Origin of the sequence: Flavobacterium sp. (genome assembly GCF_036741995.1) — a bacterium.
In the GTDB taxonomy this organism is placed as follows: Bacteria; Bacteroidota; Bacteroidia; order Flavobacteriales; family Flavobacteriaceae; genus Flavobacterium.
Genome location: NZ_DAINRG010000001.1, coordinates 178,689 through 200,236, shown reverse-complemented (window position 1 = coordinate 200,236; position 21,548 = coordinate 178,689). Strand labels below are relative to the sequence as shown.

General features: G+C 40.2%; 24 protein-coding genes. 14 read left to right on the top strand and 10 right to left on the bottom strand.

Annotation, left to right across the window (positions count from 1 at the left end; translation table 11 throughout):
* Positions 1-43 precede the first annotated feature (43 nt).
* Together V7D82_RS00990 and V7D82_RS00985 are read left to right on the top strand one after the other, a co-directional pair.
* Positions 44-883 (top strand): hypothetical protein, encoded by an 840-nt coding sequence (locus V7D82_RS00990; protein WP_333599102.1) that lies wholly within the window; start codon positions 44-46, stop codon positions 881-883.
* Position 884: 1 nt separating this feature from the next.
* Positions 885-1,013, top strand: a complete 129-nt coding sequence (locus V7D82_RS00985; RefSeq protein ID WP_333599101.1) for a FeoB-associated Cys-rich membrane protein — start codon at positions 885-887, stop codon at positions 1,011-1,013.
* Here V7D82_RS00985 and V7D82_RS00980 read toward each other — a convergent pair.
* Both V7D82_RS00980 and V7D82_RS00975 read right to left on the bottom strand, forming a co-directional pair.
* Entirely contained in the window at positions 1,010-2,881 is a 1,872-nt protein-coding gene (locus V7D82_RS00980; RefSeq protein WP_333599100.1) for an Nramp family divalent metal transporter, read from the bottom strand. The two genes, V7D82_RS00985 and V7D82_RS00980, sit on opposite strands and share 4 nt — an antisense overlap.
* Positions 2,882-2,885: 4 nt before the next feature.
* Positions 2,886-3,539 carry a metal-dependent transcriptional regulator gene (locus V7D82_RS00975; protein ID WP_333599099.1) on the bottom strand — a complete coding sequence of 218 codons (654 nt, stop codon included), beginning with the start codon at positions 3,537-3,539 and terminating at the stop codon, positions 2,886-2,888.
* 81 nt (positions 3,540-3,620) lie between these two features.
* Between V7D82_RS00975 and V7D82_RS00970 the strand changes: the two genes are divergently transcribed.
* From V7D82_RS00970 to V7D82_RS00915, 12 genes are all read left to right on the top strand, one after another.
* Entirely contained in the window at positions 3,621-4,364 is a 744-nt protein-coding gene (locus tag V7D82_RS00970; RefSeq protein WP_333599098.1) for a transporter, read from the top strand.
* Between the two features lie 2 nt (positions 4,365-4,366).
* Complete coding sequence (locus V7D82_RS00965) at positions 4,367-5,509, top strand: lycopene cyclase family protein (RefSeq protein WP_333599097.1); 1,143 nt, start codon at positions 4,367-4,369, stop codon at positions 5,507-5,509.
* A gap of 123 nt (positions 5,510-5,632) precedes the next feature.
* Entirely contained in the window at positions 5,633-6,043 is a 411-nt protein-coding gene (locus tag V7D82_RS00960; RefSeq protein ID WP_333599096.1) for a BrxA/BrxB family bacilliredoxin, read from the top strand.
* A gap of 129 nt (positions 6,044-6,172) precedes the next feature.
* Complete coding sequence (gene trhO, locus V7D82_RS00955; protein ID WP_333599095.1) at positions 6,173-7,531, top strand: oxygen-dependent tRNA uridine(34) hydroxylase TrhO; 1,359 nt, start codon at positions 6,173-6,175, stop codon at positions 7,529-7,531.
* Complete coding sequence (locus tag V7D82_RS00950; RefSeq protein WP_333599094.1) at positions 7,531-8,772, top strand: U32 family peptidase; 1,242 nt, start codon at positions 7,531-7,533, stop codon at positions 8,770-8,772. Before trhO ends, V7D82_RS00950 begins: the two co-directional genes overlap by 1 nt.
* Entirely contained in the window at positions 8,772-9,002 is a 231-nt protein-coding gene (locus V7D82_RS00945; RefSeq protein ID WP_333599093.1) for a ferredoxin, read from the top strand. Before V7D82_RS00950 ends, V7D82_RS00945 begins: the two co-directional genes overlap by 1 nt.
* Before the next feature lie 98 nt (positions 9,003-9,100).
* On the top strand, positions 9,101-10,330 hold the full coding sequence (locus tag V7D82_RS00940; RefSeq protein WP_333599092.1) for a PSP1 domain-containing protein: 1,230 nt from the start codon (positions 9,101-9,103) through the stop codon (positions 10,328-10,330).
* A complete protein-coding gene (locus V7D82_RS00935) occupies positions 10,314-10,799 on the top strand; it encodes a gliding motility lipoprotein GldH (RefSeq protein ID WP_333599091.1) in 486 nt (161 codons plus the stop codon). The genes V7D82_RS00940 and V7D82_RS00935 overlap by 17 nt, the downstream gene beginning before the upstream one ends.
* A gap of 5 nt (positions 10,800-10,804) precedes the next feature.
* A complete protein-coding gene (locus V7D82_RS00930; RefSeq protein WP_333599090.1) occupies positions 10,805-13,117 on the top strand; it encodes a penicillin-binding protein 1A in 2,313 nt (770 codons plus the stop codon).
* A 79-nt stretch (positions 13,118-13,196) separates the two neighbouring features.
* Positions 13,197-13,499, top strand: a complete 303-nt coding sequence (locus V7D82_RS00925; protein ID WP_333599089.1) for an antibiotic biosynthesis monooxygenase — start codon at positions 13,197-13,199, stop codon at positions 13,497-13,499.
* 73 nt (positions 13,500-13,572) lie between these two features.
* Positions 13,573-14,274, top strand: a complete 702-nt coding sequence (locus tag V7D82_RS00920; RefSeq protein WP_333599088.1) for a CoA transferase subunit A — start codon at positions 13,573-13,575, stop codon at positions 14,272-14,274.
* A gap of 2 nt (positions 14,275-14,276) precedes the next feature.
* Positions 14,277-14,933 carry a 3-oxoacid CoA-transferase subunit B gene (locus V7D82_RS00915; protein WP_333599087.1) on the top strand — a complete coding sequence of 219 codons (657 nt, stop codon included), beginning with the start codon at positions 14,277-14,279 and terminating at the stop codon, positions 14,931-14,933.
* Between the two features lie 73 nt (positions 14,934-15,006).
* On the opposite strand, the gene V7D82_RS00910 is transcribed toward V7D82_RS00915, so the two are convergent.
* The 8 genes from V7D82_RS00910 to hemE form a co-directional block, all read right to left on the bottom strand.
* Entirely contained in the window at positions 15,007-15,402 is a 396-nt protein-coding gene (locus tag V7D82_RS00910) for a hypothetical protein (protein WP_333599086.1), read from the bottom strand.
* Positions 15,403-15,431: 29 nt separating this feature from the next.
* Positions 15,432-16,871, bottom strand: coding sequence for a nucleoside recognition domain-containing protein (locus tag V7D82_RS00905; RefSeq protein ID WP_333599085.1), 1,440 nt, complete (start codon positions 16,869-16,871; stop codon positions 15,432-15,434).
* A gap of 56 nt (positions 16,872-16,927) precedes the next feature.
* The gene (locus tag V7D82_RS00900; RefSeq protein ID WP_333599084.1) at positions 16,928-17,641 is read right to left on the bottom strand and encodes a 3'-5' exonuclease; all 714 of its coding nucleotides are present in this window, start codon (positions 17,639-17,641) and stop codon (positions 16,928-16,930) included.
* Between the two features lie 67 nt (positions 17,642-17,708).
* The gene (locus tag V7D82_RS00895; protein ID WP_333599083.1) at positions 17,709-18,179 is read right to left on the bottom strand and encodes a methylated-DNA--[protein]-cysteine S-methyltransferase; all 471 of its coding nucleotides are present in this window, start codon (positions 18,177-18,179) and stop codon (positions 17,709-17,711) included.
* 20 nt (positions 18,180-18,199) lie between these two features.
* Entirely contained in the window at positions 18,200-18,571 is a 372-nt protein-coding gene (locus V7D82_RS00890; protein WP_333599082.1) for a c-type cytochrome, read from the bottom strand.
* A 1-nt stretch (position 18,572) separates the two neighbouring features.
* Positions 18,573-19,568: a porphobilinogen synthase gene (gene hemB, locus V7D82_RS00885; RefSeq protein WP_333599081.1), complete on the bottom strand. Its 996-nt coding sequence runs from the start codon at positions 19,566-19,568 to the stop codon at positions 18,573-18,575.
* 16 nt (positions 19,569-19,584) lie between these two features.
* Entirely contained in the window at positions 19,585-20,487 is a 903-nt protein-coding gene (gene hemF, locus V7D82_RS00880; RefSeq protein ID WP_333599080.1) for an oxygen-dependent coproporphyrinogen oxidase, read from the bottom strand.
* A 34-nt stretch (positions 20,488-20,521) separates the two neighbouring features.
* Positions 20,522-21,547, bottom strand: coding sequence for a uroporphyrinogen decarboxylase (hemE, locus tag V7D82_RS00875; protein WP_333599079.1), 1,026 nt, complete (start codon positions 21,545-21,547; stop codon positions 20,522-20,524).
* Position 21,548 lies beyond the last annotated feature (1 nt).

Genomic DNA, 21,548 nt, shown 5'->3' with positions numbered 1-21,548 from the left:
AATTTCGGTGTGATTTTTGTTGCCCATGATGAAAGTAAATTCCATGAAGAACCGTTTCTCTATTTTATGCCTATTACTAAGTTACGCTACTTTCTGTCAATCCAAAGTAGATCAATCCAAAAGTGAATTAAAATCAGGTTCCAGTAGCAGCAATTCAAGTTCAAGCAGCAACAACCATTCTAATTCAAACTCCTGTTCAAACAAAAATGATGACGATAGTGATGATTGTATTTGGTTAGATATTACTATCGGGTTTTTTAAATATGGACTCATTGGCGATTACAATAATGAAGACCATTTATACAACAACTTAACGGATTATCCCTATTACAACAAAGAATCGGGCAACTATGAAAATTACAAAAGCATTGATGCCGATACTTTAAAGAAAGATTTTAGGTTTGATTTGGAAAATAATTTACTGTACAGCAGCAACCGATTGTATGGCAATCATTTGAAAGTGAAAATTCGTCCGTTCCATTATTTTTATGTTCAGACCGATTTTCATCAATTATATGAAAAGAATGATTTATCAAATACTACAGACCGTCTTTCATTATTTCATTTCAATTTGGGCTACGACCGTGTCCGGTTTGAAAATGTAAATTTAGGATGGACTATCGGCGCAAGTTATGTAGGGAACGATGTGAAAAAAGCAGGGTTGTCTTTTGGCATCAACACCGAAATGTTTTTTAGTCACAACATCAGTTTGGCGGCGGCGGCTAAATGGAGTGCCATTAATGGAAAACCGGTCAACGTTTATGATATACAAGCAAGGTATCACACCAACAGATACTTTGTTTCACTTGGGTTTGAGCATTTGAGAATTGCTTCGCCCAACTATAATTTTATCTCGCTTGGCGGCGGAATTTATTTGAATTAATATGGCTTCATTACAAGAAATACTCGTTTACGTAGCCCTTGGCATCGCCATCGGATTTTTGGCACAGAAATTTATCGGCAAAAAAAAGTCGAAAAAAGGCTGTGACAAAGACGATTGTGGCTGTCATTAATGCTTCACTAAGAAGAGCGGAATCGTGATTCGGTGGCGCACATTATCTACAGTGGTTCCAAATACTAAATCTTTGAATCCTGTGTGTCCGTGTGTTCCCATGATTAGTAAATCATACTCTCCTTCGTTAATGATTTTCGGAATGATTTTCCCTGGTTTACCGAATCCTAATTTGGTATCCACTTTGAATCCTTTTTCATCCAGCATTTTATAATAATTCAACAACAATTGTTCATCAATTGACGTTTCATGATCGCTGATTTTGCTTCCATATATCATGGCGCCAACGGTTTCCACCACGTGAATCAAAGTATAATTTGCCTCTCTTCCACCCAAATCCAACGCATGCAAAATAGCTTTTTCATCCGCCGAAGAAAAGTCAACCGAAACTGCAATATTTTTTTTCCTGTAATCTTTATAATCTTCCAATTTTAAAGTCAAAGTATGCGGCGAATGGTTGTCAATTTCTGTTTTGGTTTTGGCTATAAATGGTTCAAATATAATGTACAGCAGCAATAGCAAAAAGCCAATGGCCATTGGAACTACCGTAAACCAGAGTATCATTGGATTATCTGAAGTCTCCAGCCAACCGTTGATTTCGTCAAAAACCAATTTGGCATTCAGTGAAACTATAATAGCCGCAATAATCCACGATGCCATTTGAGTTGTTTTACTGATGTGGAAGCCTTTCATTTTAGTCTTATCGCTTACAAAATGAATCAACGGAATGATAGCAAAACCGAGCTGTAAACTCAAAATCACCTGACTCAGAATCAATAGCTTTCCTGTTACGCTTTCGCCAAAATAGAGTATCGCAATAACCGCCGGAACAATAGCAATCAATCGCGTGATTATTCTACGAATCCAGGGCTGAATTCTTAAATTCAGATAACCTTCCATGATGATTTGTCCCGCTAATGTCCCAGTAATGGTAGAACTTTGTCCGGCAGCAATCAATGCTACAGCAAAAAGAATTGGCGCCCATTGTGTGCCCAAAAGCGGTGCCAATAATTGGTGGGCATCCTGAATTTCGGCCACTTCAAACATGCCATTTTTGTAGAATGTGGCTGCCGCCAAAATCAAAATCGCAGCATTGACAAAAAACGCCAGATTCAGCGCAATGGTACTGTCGATAAAATTATATTTCAGTGCCTGCTTGATTCCTTTATCGCTTCGGTCAAATTTTCGGGTTTGCACCAAAGACGAATGCAGATACAAGTTGTGAGGCATCACCGTAGCCCCAATAATTCCGATAGCGATATACAAGGCATTCGCATTAGGCAAACTTGGAATCAATCCTGCAAATATTTTTCCAGTTTCGGGTTGGGCAAAAATCATTTCAAATACAAACGAAAATCCAATAACCAGAACCAAAGCAATGATAAACGCTTCCATTTTCCGAATGCCTTTGTTGATTAAAAACAACAAAAGGAAAGTATCCAAAACCGTAATCCAAACGCCTTCAATTAGCGGAATGCCAAACAGCAAATTAATCCCGATGGCCATTCCTAAAACTTCTGCCAAATCGCAAGCCGCAATAGCAACTTCGGCCAAAAAATAAAGTACATAATTGATAAACTTAGAATAGGTTTCCCGCGAAGCTTGTGCTAAATCGTGCTGAGTCACAATCCCCAAACGCGCACTCAGACTTTGCAACAGCAACGCCATGATATTACTCATCAACAGCACCCAAATCAAAGCATACCCAAACTGACTACCCCCGGCAATATCAGTCGCCCAGTTCCCGGGATCCATATACCCAACGCTTATTAAATAAGCCGGTCCGAGAAACGCTAAAATTTTTCTGAAACCGGTGGCTTTGCCTTCAGTGGCAACGGATTGATTTACTTCTTCCAGTGATTTGCTCATAACTTTACATCGTTTTTATAAAAAGATTGCTGGCAATTTTGTTGGTAATCAAAAGTCTGTTTTCGTTAATTTCTATGATCAACGAATTATCAAAACTTTCTTTTTCAATGACTTTTATTTTAGAGCCCAAAGCTATTTTTTGTTTGTCTAAATATTGTAAAAATCCAACGGACGAATCTTTCACGCCTACACAAATTCCGGTTCTGTTGATGTCCAATTCGGATAACAATTGTTTTTCCACCTTAGCGATGTTTCCGTTTTTATCGGGAATTGGGTCGCCGTGTGGGTCTTTGGATGGAAAATCTAAAAACTCATCCAGTTTGTTAATCAGTTTATCGGATTGAATGTGTTCTAATTCTTCGGCAATTTCATGGACTTCATCCCAGGTAAAATCGAGTTTCTCGACCAAAAAAACTTCCCACAACCGATGCTTTCTCACTATCATTTTGGCAGCAAAAAAACCTTTTTCTGTTAAAGAAACCCCTTGGTATTTTTGATAACTAACCAATTCTTTTTCGGCCAGTTTTTTCAACATGTCCGTCACCGATGACGCTTTGGTTTGCATCTCCTGCGCAATGGCATTGGTAGATACATCTGTTTTGGAAACTACTGACAAGTGGTAAATTATCTTCAAATAATTCTCTTCAGAATACGTCATGCTTTACATTTTACAAGCACAAAAATAACAAATGTTTTTGGCAATCAAAATATATTTTTAGTTTTGTCTAAATTTTAATTTATGAAACTGAAAACATTTTACTTCCTCCTGTTGTTTTCCGGAATCTCTTTTGCTCAAAAACAAGAACCTATTGAAGCAGACAGACCAGACCAAACGGAGACTCCAGCCATTGTCCCCAAAGGCATGTTTCAAGTAGAAACCGGTTTTACCTTTCAGAAAAACGAAAGGCATAGTCAAACCTTGAATCTGCCATCTACTTTATGGAAATATGGTGTTAATGAAAATTTGGAGCTGCGATTGATAACCGAATTTGTTTCGGAAAAAATAAATGCCGAAAAACTATCCGGTTTTACGCCGGTTTTACTGGGCTTCAAAGTCAGTCTTTGTGAAGAAAAAGGCATCTTTCCCAAAACGTCTTTCATCGGACACCTATCACTACCAAACGCTGCGTCTTCGAATTACAAAACGGATTATATGGCGCCTGAATTCCGATTTACGATGCAACACTCGCTTTCCGAAAAGCTTTCGCTGGGTTATAATTTAGGATGTGAATGGGATGGTTTCACTCCGGCACCCACTTACATTTATACACTGACTACCGGATATTCCATAACGGAGAATTTGGGTTCCTATGTTGAACTTTTTGGCTTTGCTCCGCAAGATGACAGCGCCAACCACAATTTAGATGGCGGCGTAACGTATTTGATTACCGATAATTTTATGGTAGATTTGTCTTCGGGCGTTGGCTTGACTGACAATGCACCGGATCATTATTTTGCCTTGGGCTTTTCTTTCAGACACTAACCATGAAACACTACCATTACATCTTTACCGGCTCGGGCTTAGCGGCGCTGATGACAGTTTATGAAATGGTGCTTTCGGGAAAATTTGAAGATAAAACCATACTGCTTCTGGACGAAAATCCAAAAAAAACCAACGACAGAACTTGGTGTTTTTGGGAGGAAAAGAAAACTTTTGACGCCATAGTTTCCCAAAAATGGAATTCTGCTTACTTCAAAAATCAGAACTTTGAAAGACCATTGGATTTAAAGCCTTACCAATACAAATTGATTAAAGGGCTGGATTTTTATACTCTGGTTTTTGATGTCATTTCGAAACAAAATAACATCCATTTTGCCCATCAAAAAGTAGTTGATTTTGAAGAACTCGGCAATCACTGCGTGGTAAAAACCGAAATAGAAAGTTATACTTGCAATCAAATTTTCAATTCCATTTTCAATCCGGAAATTGTCAAAAGGCAAACCAAATATCCTTTTTTACATCAGCATTTTATCGGTTGGTTTATCCAAAGTAAAGAACCTGTTTTCCATCCGAATTGTGCAACTTTCATGGATTTTTCGATTGAGCAAAAAGGGAATACGCGCTTTATGTATGTGTTGCCCACTTCGGAAACCGAAGCTTTGTTGGAATACACTTTGTTTTCAAAAGACTTACTTCAAAAGGAAGCATACGAAACCGAAATCAAAAACTACATTCAAAAACTGGGAATTACCGACTACAAAATCGTAGAAAAAGAACAGGGAAACATCCCGATGACGTGTTATCCTTTTTGGAAACACAACACCAAAAACATCCTAAATATTGGCTCCGCCGGTGGTTGGACCAAAGCCAGTACCGGCTATACTTTTAAAAACACCATCAAAAAATCAAAGGATTTAGTTCGGTTTCTATCTAAAGAAAATGACTTGAGGAAATTCCATAAAACAACTAAATTTTGGTTTTATGATTTATTGCTTTTGGATATTTTGAACGAAAAAAACTATTTAGGATCAAGCATTTTTTCGGCTATGTTTCAAAAAGGAAATTCAACGGTTATTTTTAAATTCCTAGATGAGGAAACCTCTTTTTGGGAAGATTTGCAGGTGATTTGGAAATGTCCGAAAGGACTTTTTATCAAAGCATTATTCGGAAGGATATTCCATCGATGATTTTTCTATGAAATGATAACAAATCTTTATGACTTGGCTAAAACTTACTTTTAGAATTCTGCTTATCTTTGCGTCAGATTTTCATATCTAAATAATATCACTAATAGTTAAAAAATAAAAAATATGTATCCAGAAGAAATGGTATTACCAATGCGTGCCGAATTAACAGCCGCCGGTTTTCAAGATTTATATAGTGCCGCAGACGTTAAAAACGCTATCAAGGCAGAGGGGACAACTCTTGTAGTTGTCAATTCGGTTTGTGGTTGTGCTGCGAGAAACGCTCGTCCGGGAGCCAAAATGAGTTTAGATGGTGCCAAAAAACCAGATCATTTAGTGACCGTTTTTGCCGGTGTTGACAAAGAAGCGGTTGATGCTGCCAGAGAAGAAATGTTTCCTTTTCCTCCGTCATCGCCAAGCATGGCTTTGTTCAAAAACGGTGAATTGGTACACATGTTAGAACGTCATCATATTGAAGGCCGTCCTGCTGAAATGATTGCCGAAAACCTGAAAGACGCTTACGCAGAATTCTGTTAATGACTCTTTAAAAAACAAAATCAAACCACGATGTATCTCGTGGTTTTTTTATTTATAAAAAATTGTAAATTTGCCCCGAATTCTTCCAATTAGAATTCAACACCTATTTCTCACTTAAACGTTTATAGCATGCAACTGTATAACACCTTAAGCGCAGAAGAAAGAGCCGAGCTTATTGACCAAGCCGGCAAACAAAGACTGACTTTGTCTTTCTATGCGTATGCCAAAATTGAAGATCCAAAACAATTTCGCGACGAATTATTTTTAGCTTGGAACCAGCTCGATGCCCTTGGCCGAACGTATGTTGCCAAAGAAGGCATCAATGCCCAAATGAGCATTCCTGCCGAAAACATGGAAGCTTTTCGAGAAACCTTGGAAACCTATGATTTCATGAAAAACATTCGTTTGAATGTGGCGGTTGAACACGATGACCACTCGTTTTTGAAACTGACCGTGAAAGTGCGTGACAAAATTGTAGCGGATGGTTTGAATGATGAAACCTTTGATGTGACTAACATCGGAGTGCATTTAAAAGCCAAGGAATTCAATCAAATTTTAGAAGATCCCAATACCATTGTAGTCGATTTTAGAAATCATTATGAAAGTGAAATTGGCCACTTCAAAGGCGCCATTACTCCTGATGTGGAAACGTTTCGCGAATCCCTGCCAATCATTAACGAACAACTCAAAGACCACAAAGACGATAAAAACCTCGTGATGTATTGCACCGGCGGTATTCGATGCGAAAAAGCTTCGGCCTATTTCAAACACCAAGGTTTTAAAAATGTATTCCAACTGGAAGGCGGCATTATCAATTATGCCAAGCAAATCAAGGAAGAAAACTTAGAAAGTAAATTCATTGGAAAGAACTTCGTTTTTGACCACCGTTTAGGCGAACGAATTACGGATGATATCGTTTCCCAATGCCACCAATGTGGCAAACCGTGTGACAATCACACCAATTGCGAAAACGAAGGCTGTCATTTGTTGTTCATTCAATGTGATGAATGCAAAGCGGCGATGGAAAACTGCTGTTCGGCGGAATGTCAGGAAATCATCCACATGCCATTGGTGGATCAGGTAAAATTGCGTCGCGGTGTGAAAAACGGCAACATGATTTTCAGAAAAGGAAAATCAGATAAATTGCTCTTCAAACATTCGGGGGAATTATCAGATAAAGCTTTGGCAACAGCCGAAAAACCTAAAGATATTCGTCAAAAAATCAAAATCAAAAAAGCGCTGATTGGCAAAGTGGAACATTATTATGTGAAAGCTGAAGTGTGTCTTTTTATCATCGAAAATCAAGAACTAAATGTTGGGGATACCATCCTGATTTCGGGACCAACCACCGGAAACCAAGAACTGGTTTTGGATAAAATGTTTGTCAACGGAAGCGAAAACGCTTCTGCAAAACCTGGAGACAAAGTGACTTTTGCGGTTCCTTTTAGAGTGCGATTATCAGATAAATTATTCAAAATTATTAGCTAATGACCACTTCGGGGAAAATTGAATTGATGGCTCCGGCCGGCAATTTCGAATCAATGCAAGCGGCTTTAGACAATGGTTGTGATTCCATTTATTTTGGTGTCGAACAATTAAATATGCGAGCTCGTGCCACGGTGAATTTTGTTTTAGATGATTTACCGGAAATTGCCCGCCGATGCAGCGAAAAAAACGTTAGAACGTATCTGACTTTAAATACCATCATTTACGATCATGATTTATCGATTGTAAAAACATTGCTGACCAAAGCCAAAGAAGCCGGAATTACTGCCGTGATTGCTTCGGACCAAGCCGTACTCATGACTGCCAAAACAATGGGCATTGAAGTGCATATCTCTACGCAATTGAATGTAACCAACATCGAAACGGTAAAATTCTATGCGATGTTTGCCGATACAATAGTGCTGTCACGGGAGTTGAGTTTGCGTCAAGTGAAAAAAATCACCAATGACATCGAAAAAGAACAAATCAAAGGGCCAAGTGGCCACTTGGTAGAAATTGAAATTTTTGGTCACGGTGCCTTGTGTATGGCGGTATCCGGAAAATGTTATTTGAGTTTGCATTCGCACAATTCCTCTGCCAATCGTGGTGCCTGCAAGCAAAATTGCCGTAAAAAATATACCGTTATCGATCAGGAAAGTGGTTTCGAAATTGAAATCGACAACGAATACATGATGTCGCCCAAAGATTTGTGCACTCTCGATTTCCTCGACCAAGTAATCAATTCAGGGATTAAAGTATTGAAAATTGAAGGCCGCGGGCGAGCTGCCGATTATGTCGCTACGGTTATCAAAACCTATCGTGAAGCCATTGATGCCTATTACGAAGGAACTTTTACGAAAGAAAAAATTACCGTATGGATGGCAGCTTTGGCAACCGTTTACAATCGTGGGTTTTGGAGTGGGTATTATTTGGGACAAAAACTAGGCGAATGGAGCGATAATCCGGGTTCAAGTGCTACACAAAAGAAAGTTTATGTGGGTAAAGGGGTGCATTATTTCCAAAAAGCCAATATAGCGGAATTCAAAATTGAAGCCTACGACATCAAAAAAGGCGATACCCTTTTAATTACCGGACCAAGTACCGGTGCACAAGAATTGGTTTTGGAAGAACTTTTCGTCAATGACATAGATGCTGAAAAAGCCACCAAAGGCGATAATTGTACGTTGAAAGTTCCGTTCCGAATTCGTCTTTCGGACAAAATGTATAAAATAGTAGAAAACTAATGGTCATTATTACGCTACAACGAGACAAATGTATCGGATGTAATTACTGTGTAGAAATAGCACCCGGACAATTTCAAATGTCAAAAAAAGACGGAAAATCGGTATTGCTGAAATCTGTTAATGCCAAAGGTTTTTTTACTTTAAAATCTTCCGATCATACTATAGCGGGAAACTGCAAATTGGCAGTAAAGGCCTGTCCCGTAAACATTATCAGTATTAAGGAAACTTAAAAAATTTGCTTCCTTTTTTATCCGAAAAAACAATATCTTTACACTTTTAACGTTTATGACTAGTAGTGACGTGGTCACGATCAATATATACTCAAATTATGGCTTGTACAAGTTGCTCAACATCTGATGGCGGTGCGCCTAAAGGATGCAAAAATAATGGGACTTGCGGTACCGATAGCTGCAACAAATTAACCGTTTTCGATTGGCTGGCCAATATGAGTTTGCCCAATGGTGAAACTCCTTTTGACTGCATCGAAGTGCGTTTCAAAAATGGCCGGAAAGAATTTTACCGCAATACCGAAAAACTTACTTTAAGCATTGGCGACATAGTAGCTACCGAAGCTTCACCCGGTCACGATGTTGGTATTGTTACCCTTACGGGCGAATTGGTCAAAATTCAAATGAAGAAAAAAGGGGTCAATCACACCAGCCCTGACGTTCCGAAAGTATATAGAAAAGCTTCTCAAAAAGACATCGATATCTGGAGCGATTCCCGCGATAAGGAAGAACCAATGAAAGTAAAAGCCCGTGAATTGGCGATTGCCCACAAATTGGAAATGAAAATTTCGGATATCGAATTTCAAGGGGATGGTTCCAAAGTAACGTTCTATTATACGGCCAATGACAGAGTCGATTTCCGACTTTTAATCAAAGATTACGCCCGCGAATTCAGCACCCGTATCGAAATGAAACAAGTGGGTTTCCGTCAGGAAGCTTCCCGTTTGGGCGGTATTGGTTCTTGCGGAAGAGAATTGTGTTGTTCGACTTGGCTGACCGATTTCAGAAGTGTGAATACTTCGGCGGCGCGTTACCAACAATTGTCTTTAAATCCACAGAAATTAGCCGGTCAGTGCGGAAAACTGAAATGTTGTCTGAACTATGAGTTAGACACTTATATGGATGCGCTGAAGGATTTTCCGGATTTTGAAACCAAATTAAAAACCGAAAAAGGAGATGCTGTTTGTCAAAAACAAGACATTTTCAAAGGCTTAATGTGGTTTGCTTATTTTGACAATTTTGCCAATTGGCATGTGTTGAATATTGAGCAAGTGCGTGAAATCGTAGCGCAAAACAAACAAGGTAAAAAAGTAAGTTCTTTAGAAGATTTTGCTATTGAAGTAGTGGCCGAGCCTGAAAAAGATTTCAATAATGCTATGGGCCAGGAGAGTTTGACTCGTTTTGACCAACCTAGAAAAAGCAAAAACAAAAACAGAAATAAAAATAAGGCCAAATCCCCCAATCAGCATGCTGATCAAAACAAGGGACAAAACCAAAAGCCTCAAGAAAAAAGACCTATAATTCTTAAAAAGAATGAAGATAAAAAATAGTATCCTTTTTGTTTTACTGCTTTTTTTGGTCATCTCTTGCGACAAAAAAAGAGTGTTTGACGACTATAAATCCGTTGGAAATGCTTGGCATAAAGACAGCACCGTGACGTTTGAGTTGCCCAAATTAGACCCAAAGAAATTCTACAATTTGTATGTGAATGTCAGGGATAATGACGAATACCCGTTCAATAATTTATTTGTAATTGTTTCTTTGGAACAACCCAATCACCGGGTAAAAGTGGACACCCTTGAGTATCAAATGACCAACCCGGATGGCACACTTCTTGGTGATGGTTTTACCGATATCAAAGAGAACAAACTGTTTTACAAAAGCAAAGAAACGTTTACACAAAAAGGACTATATAAAATTCACATCAAACAAGCGGTGAGACAAACGGGCAAAATTGAAGGCGTAGCCACACTGCCCGGAATAACCGATGTTGGTTTTAGAATTGAATCTACAGAGTAAAAATTATGGCACAAAAAAGTAATCCTACAGTCAAAGACATCAACTACTATAAAAAGAAATTCTGGAAATTGTTTTTTTATGGATTGGGCGTGATGATTTTGTTTTTTGTTTTAGCTTCATGGGGCTTTTTCGGAAGCATGCCATCCTTTGAAGATTTAGAAAATCCGGAGTCTAATTTAGCTACCGAAATCATTTCCTCTGATGGGGTGACTATCGGGAAATTTTACAACGAAAACAGAACTCCAATTAAATACGAAGACTTACCGCCAAGCATCGTAAAAGCTTTAGTGGCTACCGAAGACGAGCGTTTCTACGAACACTCAGGCATTGATGCCCGAAGAACTTTTGGGGCCGCATTAAAATTGGGTTCCAATGGAGGAGCCAGTACGCTGACCCAACAATTGGCCAAGTTATTGTTCCATGGCGAGGGCTCTAGTTTTACTCCTTTTCGTATTATTCAAAAAGCCAAAGAGTGGATTATTGCTGTTGAATTAGAACGTCAATATACCAAAAACGAAATCATCGCTATGTATCTAAACAAAGCCGATTTTGTGAATACGGCCGTTGGAATTCGTTCCGCTTCAAAAGTCTATTTCGGAAAAGAACCTCGCGATTTAACGGTGGATGAAGCCGCTATGTTTGTGGGAATGTTGAAAAACCCTTCGTTATTCAACCCGTTGCGTCGCCTTGAAAAAGTAAGAGAACGCAGAAATACCGTTTTGGGACAAATGGTTCGTAACGGTATTTTAGACAAAGCCACCAAAGACAAATTAGCCAGCCAGCCTATCGTTTTGCACTTTCACCCGGAGAGTCATAAAGAAGGAACGGCCACCTATTTCAGAGAGTTTCTTCGCGAATACATGAAAAACTGGGCCAAAGAAAACAAAAGACCCGATGGTAGTGACTGGGACATTTACAGCGACGGTTTAAAAATTTACACCACTATCGATTCCAAAATTCAGGAACATGCCGAAGAAGCGGTGGGAGCTCACATGAAAAATTTGCAACAGGAATTCTTCGCCCAGCAAAAAACCAATAAGAACGCCCCTTTTGTTAACATTACCGAAGCCGAAACCAAAACTATTTTGGACAAAGCCATGAAAACTTCGGAGCGTTGGAGAGTCATGAAAGATTTAGACAAAACCGATGAAGAAATCACGGCTTCGTTTAGTGTAAAAACCAAAATGAAAATCTTCTCCTGGAAAGGTGAAATTGACACGACCATGACACCTATGGATTCCATCCGCTATTACAAACACTTTTTGCAAGCGGGCTTAATGTCGATGGAACCCCAAACCGGACACATCAAAGCTTGGGTAGGCGGCATCGATTATAAATATTTTCAATACGATCACGTAGGTCAAGGCGCACGTCAGGTAGGTTCTACCTTCAAACCGTTTGTGTATGCTACTGCGATTGAACAACTAGGCATGTCGCCTTGTGATACCATTATCGATGGGCCTTTTATGATTCACAAAGGACGTCATAATGTAACCGCCGACTGGGAGCCAAAAAACTCTGACCGAAAATACCGAGGCATGGTAACCTTGAAAAAAGCATTAGCCCTTTCCATCAATACCATTTCGGCCAAATTAATTGATAAAGTAGGCCCCGAAGCCGTAGTCACTTTGACTAAAAAATTAGGCGTGAAATCGGATATCCCGGCACAACCTTCTATTGCTTTGGGCGCTGTGGATATTACGGTAGAAGATATGGTGGCGGCTTACAGCACCTTTGCCAATCAGGGAGTATATGTAAAACCACAATTCATCAGCCGCATCGAAGATAAAAATGGGGTTGTTCTATACGAACCCGTTCCTGAAACGCATGATGTACTGAACAAAGACATTGCCTATGCCGTAATTAAATTGCTGGAAGGTGTGACCGAAATTGGTTCGGGGGTACGTTTGCGTACGCAAGGTGGTGGTAGTGGTGACAACCGTTGGACAGGATATCCATATATGTTTACCAACCCAATTGCGGGTAAAACCGGAACCTCTCAAAACCAATCGGATGGTTGGTTTATTGGTATGGTACCTAATTTGGTGACCGGAGTTTGGGTAGGTTGCGAAGACCGTTCGGCTCGTTTCAATGGCATCACCTACGGACAAGGAGCTACAGCTGCCTTACCGATTTGGGGCTATATGATGAAAAAATGCTATGCCGATAAGGACCTGCAAATTTCCAAAGACCCGTTCCAACGACCGGATAATCTTTCGATAAAAGTAGATTGCTATGAACGCAAAAGAGACACCGTGGCCGACTCAACCGCAGTAGATCCCGAGCAAGAACAAAACACAGATGAGTTTGGATTGTAACAATCCTAATTCTTTAAATATCAATCCCGTTTGCCTTTTGGTGGACGGGATTTTCAATTAACAAATAATTAAAAATCACATGACCGCAAGAATTTGGCACGGCAAAACCAGCTTGGAAAACTATGAAACCTATACTGAGTTTTTAAAACAAGTCGCCATTCCTGATTACCAAAAAACACCGGGGTTTGTAAGCTTGTCCTTCCTGAGACAAGTAAAGAACAACGAAGGCCACTTCACGCTCATCACCTATTGGGAGAATATGGAAGTGATAAAAAACTTTGCCGGAGCTGACTTTGAAAAAGCCAAATACTATCCGGAAGACACCTCTTTTCTTTTGGAGTTTGAAGAAAAAGTACAGCACCACGAAGTCTTTGCAACGTAAAATAAAACGCGTGCGAGTTCGGGTTTAAATTCCTAAATTTACGCCACAAACACACAAACGATAGTCAAGCGTTATGATTAACAAAAAAGTAAACTCTGTACAAGAAGCCCTGCAAGGCATCGAAGACAACATGACCATCATGTTGGGCGGCTTTGGTCTTTGCGGCATCCCTGAAAACAGCATTGCCGAGCTGGTAGCCAAAGGCACTAAAAACCTAACCTGCATTTCTAATAATGCCGGTGTTGATGATTTTGGCTTGGGCTTATTGCTTCAAAAAAGACAAATCAAAAAAATGATTTCCTCCTACGTGGGCGAAAATGCCGAGTTCGAAAGACAAATGCTCTCGGGCGAATTGGATGTAGAATTGACACCACAAGGCACCTTAGCTGAAAAATGTCGCGCTGCACAAGCCGGAATTCCTGCCTTCTTCACGCCTGCCGGGTATGGGACCGAGGTAGCCGAAGGCAAAGAAGTACGTGAATTCAATGGCAAAATGCACGTGATGGAGCTGGCCTACAAAGCCGATTTCTCTATCGTAAAAGCCTGGAAAGGTGACGAAGCCGGAAACTTGATTTTCAAAGGAACCGCCCGTAATTTCAACCCGTGCATGGCCGGTGCCGCCAAAATTACCATAGCCGAAGTAGAGGAATTAGTGCCAGCTGGGACTTTAGATCCTAATCAAATTCACATTCCGGGAATCATGGTGCAACGCATCTTCCAAGGCGAAAAATTTGAAAAGAGAATTGAGCAACGTACAACCCGAAAAAGAGACTAATCATGGCTTTAGATAAAAACGATATTGCAAAACGAATTGCCAAAGAAGTCAAAGACAAATACTTTGTCAACCTTGGTATTGGAATTCCAACCTTAGTGGCCAATTATGTTCGTCATGATATTTCGGTGGAATTTCAATCAGAAAACGGTGTATTGGGTATGGGACCTTTCCCCTTTGAAGGCGAAGAAGATGCCGATTTAATCAATGCCGGAAAACAAACCATTACCACTTTGCCGGGAGCCAGTTTTTTTGACTCGGCTTTCAGCTTCGGAATGATTCGCAGTCAGAAAGTAGATTTAACAATCCTTGGCGCTATGGAAGTAGCCGAAAACGGGGACATCGCCAACTGGAAAATTCCGGGAAAAATGGTCAAAGGCATGGGCGGCGCTATGGATTTAGTAGCCTCTGCCGAAAACATCATCGTGGCGATGATGCACGTGAACAAAGCCGGCGAAAGTAAAATTTTAAAACGTTGTACCTTACCACTGACAGGAGTTGGTTGTGTGAAAAAAGTCGTAACCGAATTGGCCGTAATGGAAATCACCCCAAAAGGTTTTAGACTCTTGGAACGTGCTCCGGGCGTAACGGTTGAACACATTATAGCTTGCACCGAAGCGGATTTAATTATAGAAGGAGACATTCCTGAAATGGTGCTTTAGTCTCTCTCATTATAAAACAGAAAACCACAAAACTCGTATTGAATTTTGTGGTTTTTTTATGGGAAAGTGGCACTTACTTTTTTGATGCCCAATACTCCAGAATTACTGGCGAGGCATTGCCAAAAGTAGGTGGCTGATTCGTAAGGCTGACGGCTTTTTTCTTGTTGAGTTTGTACACCAAATCAAATTCGGTAGTAAATAAAATGGCCGATGAAAACGGATTGTTGACAAACTCCTTCAGGCGCTCACAAGTATTTTCAATCGTATGGATTTCGAACAACTCTTCTTCCTGATGGCGGAATTTAAGCTCTAATTTCAAATCGCCTTCTTCAACAATTGGGCGGACGTAAATGTTTTTCAAATCCGTATTCCCAATGGTTTTAGCCATGGTTAGTTTGGCAAAAGTGCCGTCGGCTATGCTTTCTTTTACTTTGGTATAAAAATCGTCAAAGGCAATGTATAGGGACATGGTATTTAAATTATAAAATTACTATCTAGTTAAAAAAACCAACTCGCCACAAAAATGGCAGTGATCACACAAACCAAATCCACCAAAAGCATCGTGCCTAAAGTATAGCGGGTGTTCTTCACATTAATGCTTCCGAAGTAAACGGCAATCACATAAAACGTAGTTTCGGCGCTGCACTGGAAAATACAACTCAGCCTTCCGGTGAAAGAATCAGGCCCGAAAGTTCGCATGGAGTCAATCATAAATCCTCGTGACCCACCAGAGCTAAAGGGTCTTAACATCGCAACTGGTAGCGAATCTGTCACTTCTTTGCTTACGCCAATATGGGAAAACACAAACGAAATACCATCACTGATGATTTCAAACAAACCACTGTTGCGGAAGAAGGAAATCGCCACTAACATCCCCAGCACATAAGGGAAAATTTTAACACCGGTTTGCAAACCGTTATTGGCTCCTGTTACAAAAGCATCGAAAATGGTCGTATTCTTTTCCACAAATTTCTTCTCGTGGAGGAAGGAAAATATCAGTGTAAAAGCAATAATCGCTACCAACATCAATCCGGAAAGGTTAGAGGTAAACACATTTTTGCCAATTAAATCCAAATGGTTTATATAGAACAATAATCCTGTGATGGCTGCAATTATTGTCATCAAAGCTACCACCAAAGAAGCGCTTTTGAAGTTGATTTTTTGGCGAATACCTACAATTAAAAATGCGGCAATGGTTCCTATAAATGAGGTGATAATACAAGGTAACATTACATCGGCAGGGTTGCTGGCATTTTCGGCGGCACGGTATCCAATGATAGAAGTTGGAATCAAAGTTAAACCTGCAGCGTGTAAGCATAAGAACATAATTTGGGCATCGCTGGCTCTGTCTTTTTCGGGGTTGAGTTCCTGCAAACTCTGCATCGCTTTCAGTCCGAATGGCGTCGCAGCGGAATCCAATCCTAAAAAGTTAGCGGCAAAATTCAGCGTCATATAGGAAATTGATTCGTGGTTTTTGGGTATCGAAGGGAATATTTTGGAGAAGACCGGGCTTAGTTTTTTGGCCAATTTTTCGGAAGCTCCAGAGTCAATCAGCAATTGCATTAAGCCACAGAAAAACGCCAGATAGGCAATCAGCGGAAGGATTAAATCCATCAAACTGTTTTTACAAGTGGGCAATAAACCATCGGATTTTTGAACACCGCTGTAGATTTTTACAGTCTTGCTTTTATACACATAAGTGGTGTCAGCATTGAGTGTGTCGCGGTTGATGATCATGGTTTGTTCCGGCGCTTTTTTGATGCTGTCCATCACAAACTTGGGAACCTGATTTAGGTATTTTTCGGAAACCAAAATGGGATCATCTTTTTTTCCGTTCAAAATATTATCTACCGTATACGTGTTGCCGATGATTAAACTAACAACCACAAAGGCAATGGAAGAAACAAAAATAGCGAGCCAAAATCTACTTAATACCATATACTGATTTTTGGTAAATGTAACATTTCTCGATTTTGTAACGAAATTATTTTGGGCTAAACATGAATAATCTCATCGTCAATCAGCAAATCTTCCCGGCGCAGGCGAAGGAAAATTTGTGCCACGGCAATGACGTCTTTTTCACAATAAGTCACGATGCGGTCAATGTCTTTTTCTACATAAAAAACGTGAGCTACCTGACTTCCATCGATATCACCTTTTGGCGAGGGAATGCCGAGGATTTTGGTCAGTAATTTTAAAGACGTAAAATGTTTATAGTCACCGAATTTCCACAACTCCAACGTATCAAGATGTGGAATTTCCCATGGTTTTTTGCCAAATAAATTGAGTTTGTTCGGAATGGCGATTTGGTTGATGATCATTCTTCTTGCAATGAACGGAATGTCAAATTCCTTGGCATTATGACCACACAACACCTGTTGCGCTTGGTTAAAATGATTGTCGAGCAGATTGGAAAAATCTTTTAAAATTTTCTTCTCATCACCAAAAAACGACGTCACTCTGAAGTTTCGAATATCTCCTTTATTGACAAAATAACCCACCGAAATACAAATAATTTTACCGAACTCCGCCCAAATACCGGCGCGGTCGTAGAAATCTTCGGGCGTGAATTCGTCACGTCTTTGGTACTGTGTTTTTTGTTCCCAAAGCGCTTTCATATCGCTATCCAAAGCATTGAAGTTTTCTTCTTCAGGAACAGTTTCAATGTCGAGAAAAAGGATATTATTGAGGTGTATTTTTTCAATCATAATTAATTAATTTAAGAATTAACCGACTTAAAAGTACTAAATCGATTTTAAATATGAAAGAAAAAGTTTAAAAAAGTGATTGTTGTGGCGATGGGTTTTCGTGTTCCAATAACCATTTTTTGCGCCAAAGTCCACCAGCGTAACCGGTCAGCGAACCATCGGTTCCAATTACACGGTGACACGGAACCACTATCCAAAGTGGGTTTTTTCCATTAGCGGAAGCTACGGCACGAATGGCTTTGACATCGCCCAGTTTTTTGGATAAATCGAGATAGGACATCGTTTTGCCAAACGGAATGTTCAGCAATTCCTGCCAAACGCGTTGTTGAAAATCGGTTCCGGAAGGATTCATTTTGAAGTCAAAATCATTGCGGTTTCCGGCAAAATAATCATTCAGTTGCGCAATGGCTTTCTGTAAAACGGGAGGTATAGTTGCGGAAACTTCCCCTTCACTCAAGATGGATATTACAGCAATACCGTTGTCATCGCCAACAATTTTGGCCACGCCGAGCGGTGTTTGAATGAATGCAGTTTCCATTGGATAAAGGTAGCAAATTATTATTTCGAAAAGCTATAGATATAATCTTGTAACGCTTGTAGTTCTTCATCGGTCATCATTTTGGTGATGGCGAAATTGGTTTTCATAATATCGTATTGCGATGGATCAACCAATGGATCTGACTCTTCTTTTAAGAAAGCCACAATGTTGCCGTTTTTGGTTTTGTATATTTTGGCGATTTCCTGCAAACTTGGTCCAATTATTTTTTGACTGGGTTGATGACATGCGATGCAGTTGCCGGCACCTTCAAAAATTTCTTTGCCGGAAACTTTTGTCGTTGGTTTCTCCTTTGTTTTTCCGAAGTCCTCCTGACTTTCTTTTTTACAAGAAATAAAAAAAGTTATGGCTAAAAGGAATGCTACTTTCTTCATCTTATTTGTTCAGTAAAATGGCAGCTTCTTTGGCAAAATAAGTAGAAATTAAACTCGCTCCAGCACGTTTAATACACATCAGTTGCTCCATCATGATTTTGTCGTGGTCGAGCCAACCTCTTTCGGAAGCCGCTTTAATCATGGCATATTCGCCCGACACGTGGAAAACCGTCACAGGAACATTCACTGCGTTTTTGACTTCACGAACAATATCCAGATAAGCAATTCCGGGTTTTACCATGACCATATCAGCGCCTTCTTCTACATCCATTAAGGCTTCTTTGATGGCTTCGATGCGGTTGGCATAATCCATTTGGTATGTTTTTTTGTCTTTTGGAACGACTACATCGGCTTCTCTCGGAGCACTGTCTAAAGCATCGCGGAACGGTCCATAAAACGCCGAAGCATATTTGGCCGAATAACTCATAATCCCCACATTGGAAAATCCGGCAGCATCCAATCCTTGGCGCAAACGCAAAACGCGTCCGTCCATCATGTCGCTTGGGGCTACGAAATCGGCTCCGGCTTGCGCATGGGAAACGGCCATTTTTACCAGTGCCTCATTGGTAGCATCATTGGCAATATCACCGTTTTCAATGATCCCGTCGTGACCGTAAATAGAATACGGGTCTAAAGCTACATCGGGCATGACAATCATTTCCGGACAAGCGGCTTTGATAGCTTTGATGGCTCGTTGCATCAATCCGTTAGAGTTCCAAGCTTCTTTGCCTGTATTGTCTTTTAGACTTTCATCAACCTTTACATAAATGTTTACGGCGCGGATACCTAGAGCAAATATCTCTTTTACTTCTTCCACTGTCAAATCAATCGAACGACGATAAATGCCCGGCATGGATGGGATTTCGAATGAATAGTTTTCGCCTTCTGCAATGAACATAGGGAACATAAAATCGCTCGGACTTAAAGTCGTTTCGCGGACTAAGGAACGAATGCTTTCGTTCACGCGTAGTCTTCTGCCTCTTTGTAATGGGAACATAATTTTTATTTTTAAATTAAATCCAATCTACTGGATTCATCAATGTTTTTATTAGCTTTTCTTCTTCACTTCCAACTTCCGGATGATGGTCATACACCCATTGCACATGTGGTGGTAAACTCATCAATATCGATTCGATTCTTCCGTTGGTTTTTAGTCCGAATAGCGTGCCTTTGTCGTGTACCAAATTGAATTCGACATAGCGACCGCGACGGATTTCCTGCCAGGTTTTTTGTTCAGCTGTGTATGATAATGCCTTTCTTTTTTCCACAATCGGAACATAGGCTTCGCAGAAACTGTTGCCCACTTCGGTCACGAAATGGTACCAATCTTCCATTTTCATGGCTTCTGTTTCTTTGCAATAATCGAAGAATAAACCTCCTATTCCACGGGCTTCGTTGCGGTGAGCATTCCAAAAATAGGCATCGCATTGTTTTTTATACTTTGGATAAAACTCCGGATTATGCTTATCGCAAGCGGTTTTGCAGGTTTGGTGAAAATGTTTTGCATCTTCTTCAAACAAATAGTAAGGTGTTAAATCCTGTCCGCCACCGAACCAGGAATTGATTACATTGTCATTATCGTCATACATTTCAAAATAGCGCCAGTTGGCATGCACTGTGGGCACCATTGGACTTTTGGGATGAATAACCAAACTCAAGCCACAGGCAAAAAAATCGGCTTCGCCCACATTGAACATCTTTTGCATCGCTTCGGGCAATTTGCCGTGAACGGCAGAGATGTTGACGCCTCCTTTCTCGAAAACTTTTCCGTTTTCAATCACTCTTGTTCTTCCGCCACCGCCTTCTGGACGTTCCCATATATCTTCACGAAATTTTGCTACGCCATCGACTGTTTCTAAGGCAGAAGTAATTTGGTCTTGAAGTTGTAAAATATAGTTATAGAATTTGTCTTTCATTGTAGGTCTGGGGGTTCGAATCCCTCTTTCTCCGCTATTGTTTGTATTCTTTCACCGCTTCAATAAATGCTTTGGCGTGATCTACCGGAATGTTAGGTAAAATGCCATGACCCAGGTTTACGATATAGTTGTCTTTGCCAAATTCGTCTATCATTTGGTGTACCATTTTCTTAATGGTTGGAATCGGCGACAATAATCTTGACGGGTCAAAATTTCCTTGTAGCGTAATCTTTCCGCCTGATAAATAACGGGCATTTCTAGCTGAACACGTCCAATCTACACCAAGTGCTGAGGCTTTACTTTTCGCCATATCACCAAGCGCAAACCAGCATCCTTTTCCGAACACAATTACTTTGGTGTCTTCCGCCAATGCTTCAACAATTTGGTTGATGTAGGGCCAGGAGAATTCCTGATAATCTACTGGCGACAACATGCCTCCCCAGGAATCAAAAATTTGGATGGCGCTACAGCCGGCTTTTACTTTTTCTTTTAAATATAGAATAGTTGTATCTGTGATTTTTTGCAATAAAGTATGTGCGGCTACCGGGTTTGAAAAACAAAATCCTTTGGCGGTATCAAAACTTTTCGAGCCTTTTCCTTCAACGGCATAACAAAAAATTGTCCATGGTGAGCCGGCGAAACCTATTAACGGCACCTCATCGTTCAGCATTTGTTTGGTCAATTTAATGGCGTCAAAAACGTAACCCAAGGTTTCATTTACATCCGGTACAAAAACCTGATTCACTTGCTCCATTGTTCGGATTGGGTCGGGAATGATTGGTCCTAAATTGTCTTTCAATTCCACGTGAATGCCCATGGCTCTTGGCACTACCAAAATGTCTGAGAATAAAATCGCGGCATCCGGTTTTACAATTCTAATAGGTTGCACGGTAATTTCTGCGGCCAATTCCGGGGTTTCACATCGAGTAAAGAAATCGTATTTGTCGCGCAAAGCACGAAATTCCGGCAAGTATCTTCCTGCCTGACGCATCATCCAAACCGGCGGACGTTCTACGGTTTCGTTATTTAAGGCTCTTAAAAAAAGGTCGTTTTTAATCATT

What these genes read in the sequence shown, in the direction of transcription:
- trhO (WP_333599095.1), top strand. Translation starts at nt 6,173, where the DNA reads ATGCAACTGTATAACACCTTAAGCGCAGAAGAAAGAGCCGAGCTTATT.
- hemF (WP_333599080.1), bottom strand. Translation starts at nt 20,487, where the DNA reads ATGAAAGACAAATTCTATAACTATATTTTACAACTTCAAGACCAAATT.
- V7D82_RS00965 (WP_333599097.1), top strand. Translation starts at nt 4,367, where the DNA reads ATGAAACACTACCATTACATCTTTACCGGCTCGGGCTTAGCGGCGCTG.
- V7D82_RS00975 (WP_333599099.1), bottom strand. Translation starts at nt 3,539, where the DNA reads ATGACGTATTCTGAAGAGAATTATTTGAAGATAATTTACCACTTGTCA.
- V7D82_RS00910 (WP_333599086.1), bottom strand. Translation starts at nt 15,402, where the DNA reads ATGTCCCTATACATTGCCTTTGACGATTTTTATACCAAAGTAAAAGAA.
- V7D82_RS00890 (WP_333599082.1), bottom strand. Translation starts at nt 18,571, where the DNA reads ATGAAGAAAGTAGCATTCCTTTTAGCCATAACTTTTTTTATTTCTTGT.
- V7D82_RS00920 (WP_333599088.1), top strand. Translation starts at nt 13,573, where the DNA reads ATGATTAACAAAAAAGTAAACTCTGTACAAGAAGCCCTGCAAGGCATC.
- V7D82_RS00970 (WP_333599098.1), top strand. Translation starts at nt 3,621, where the DNA reads ATGAAACTGAAAACATTTTACTTCCTCCTGTTGTTTTCCGGAATCTCT.
- V7D82_RS00905 (WP_333599085.1), bottom strand. Translation starts at nt 16,871, where the DNA reads ATGGTATTAAGTAGATTTTGGCTCGCTATTTTTGTTTCTTCCATTGCC.
- V7D82_RS00895 (WP_333599083.1), bottom strand. Translation starts at nt 18,179, where the DNA reads ATGGAAACTGCATTCATTCAAACACCGCTCGGCGTGGCCAAAATTGTT.
- V7D82_RS00945 (WP_333599093.1), top strand. Translation starts at nt 8,772, where the DNA reads ATGGTCATTATTACGCTACAACGAGACAAATGTATCGGATGTAATTAC.
- V7D82_RS00900 (WP_333599084.1), bottom strand. Translation starts at nt 17,641, where the DNA reads ATGATTGAAAAAATACACCTCAATAATATCCTTTTTCTCGACATTGAA.
- V7D82_RS00980 (WP_333599100.1), bottom strand. Translation starts at nt 2,881, where the DNA reads ATGAGCAAATCACTGGAAGAAGTAAATCAATCCGTTGCCACTGAAGGC.
- V7D82_RS00940 (WP_333599092.1), top strand. Translation starts at nt 9,101, where the DNA reads ATGGCTTGTACAAGTTGCTCAACATCTGATGGCGGTGCGCCTAAAGGA.
- V7D82_RS00930 (WP_333599090.1), top strand. Translation starts at nt 10,805, where the DNA reads ATGGCACAAAAAAGTAATCCTACAGTCAAAGACATCAACTACTATAAA.
- V7D82_RS00915 (WP_333599087.1), top strand. Translation starts at nt 14,277, where the DNA reads ATGGCTTTAGATAAAAACGATATTGCAAAACGAATTGCCAAAGAAGTC.
- V7D82_RS00950 (WP_333599094.1), top strand. Translation starts at nt 7,531, where the DNA reads ATGACCACTTCGGGGAAAATTGAATTGATGGCTCCGGCCGGCAATTTC.
- V7D82_RS00935 (WP_333599091.1), top strand. Translation starts at nt 10,314, where the DNA reads ATGAAGATAAAAAATAGTATCCTTTTTGTTTTACTGCTTTTTTTGGTC.
- hemB (WP_333599081.1), bottom strand. Translation starts at nt 19,568, where the DNA reads ATGTTCCCATTACAAAGAGGCAGAAGACTACGCGTGAACGAAAGCATT.
- V7D82_RS00925 (WP_333599089.1), top strand. Translation starts at nt 13,197, where the DNA reads ATGACCGCAAGAATTTGGCACGGCAAAACCAGCTTGGAAAACTATGAA.
- hemE (WP_333599079.1), bottom strand. Translation starts at nt 21,547, where the DNA reads ATGATTAAAAACGACCTTTTTTTAAGAGCCTTAAATAACGAAACCGTA.
- V7D82_RS00985 (WP_333599101.1), top strand. Translation starts at nt 885, where the DNA reads ATGGCTTCATTACAAGAAATACTCGTTTACGTAGCCCTTGGCATCGCC.
- V7D82_RS00960 (WP_333599096.1), top strand. Translation starts at nt 5,633, where the DNA reads ATGTATCCAGAAGAAATGGTATTACCAATGCGTGCCGAATTAACAGCC.
- V7D82_RS00990 (WP_333599102.1), top strand. Translation starts at nt 44, where the DNA reads ATGAAGAACCGTTTCTCTATTTTATGCCTATTACTAAGTTACGCTACT.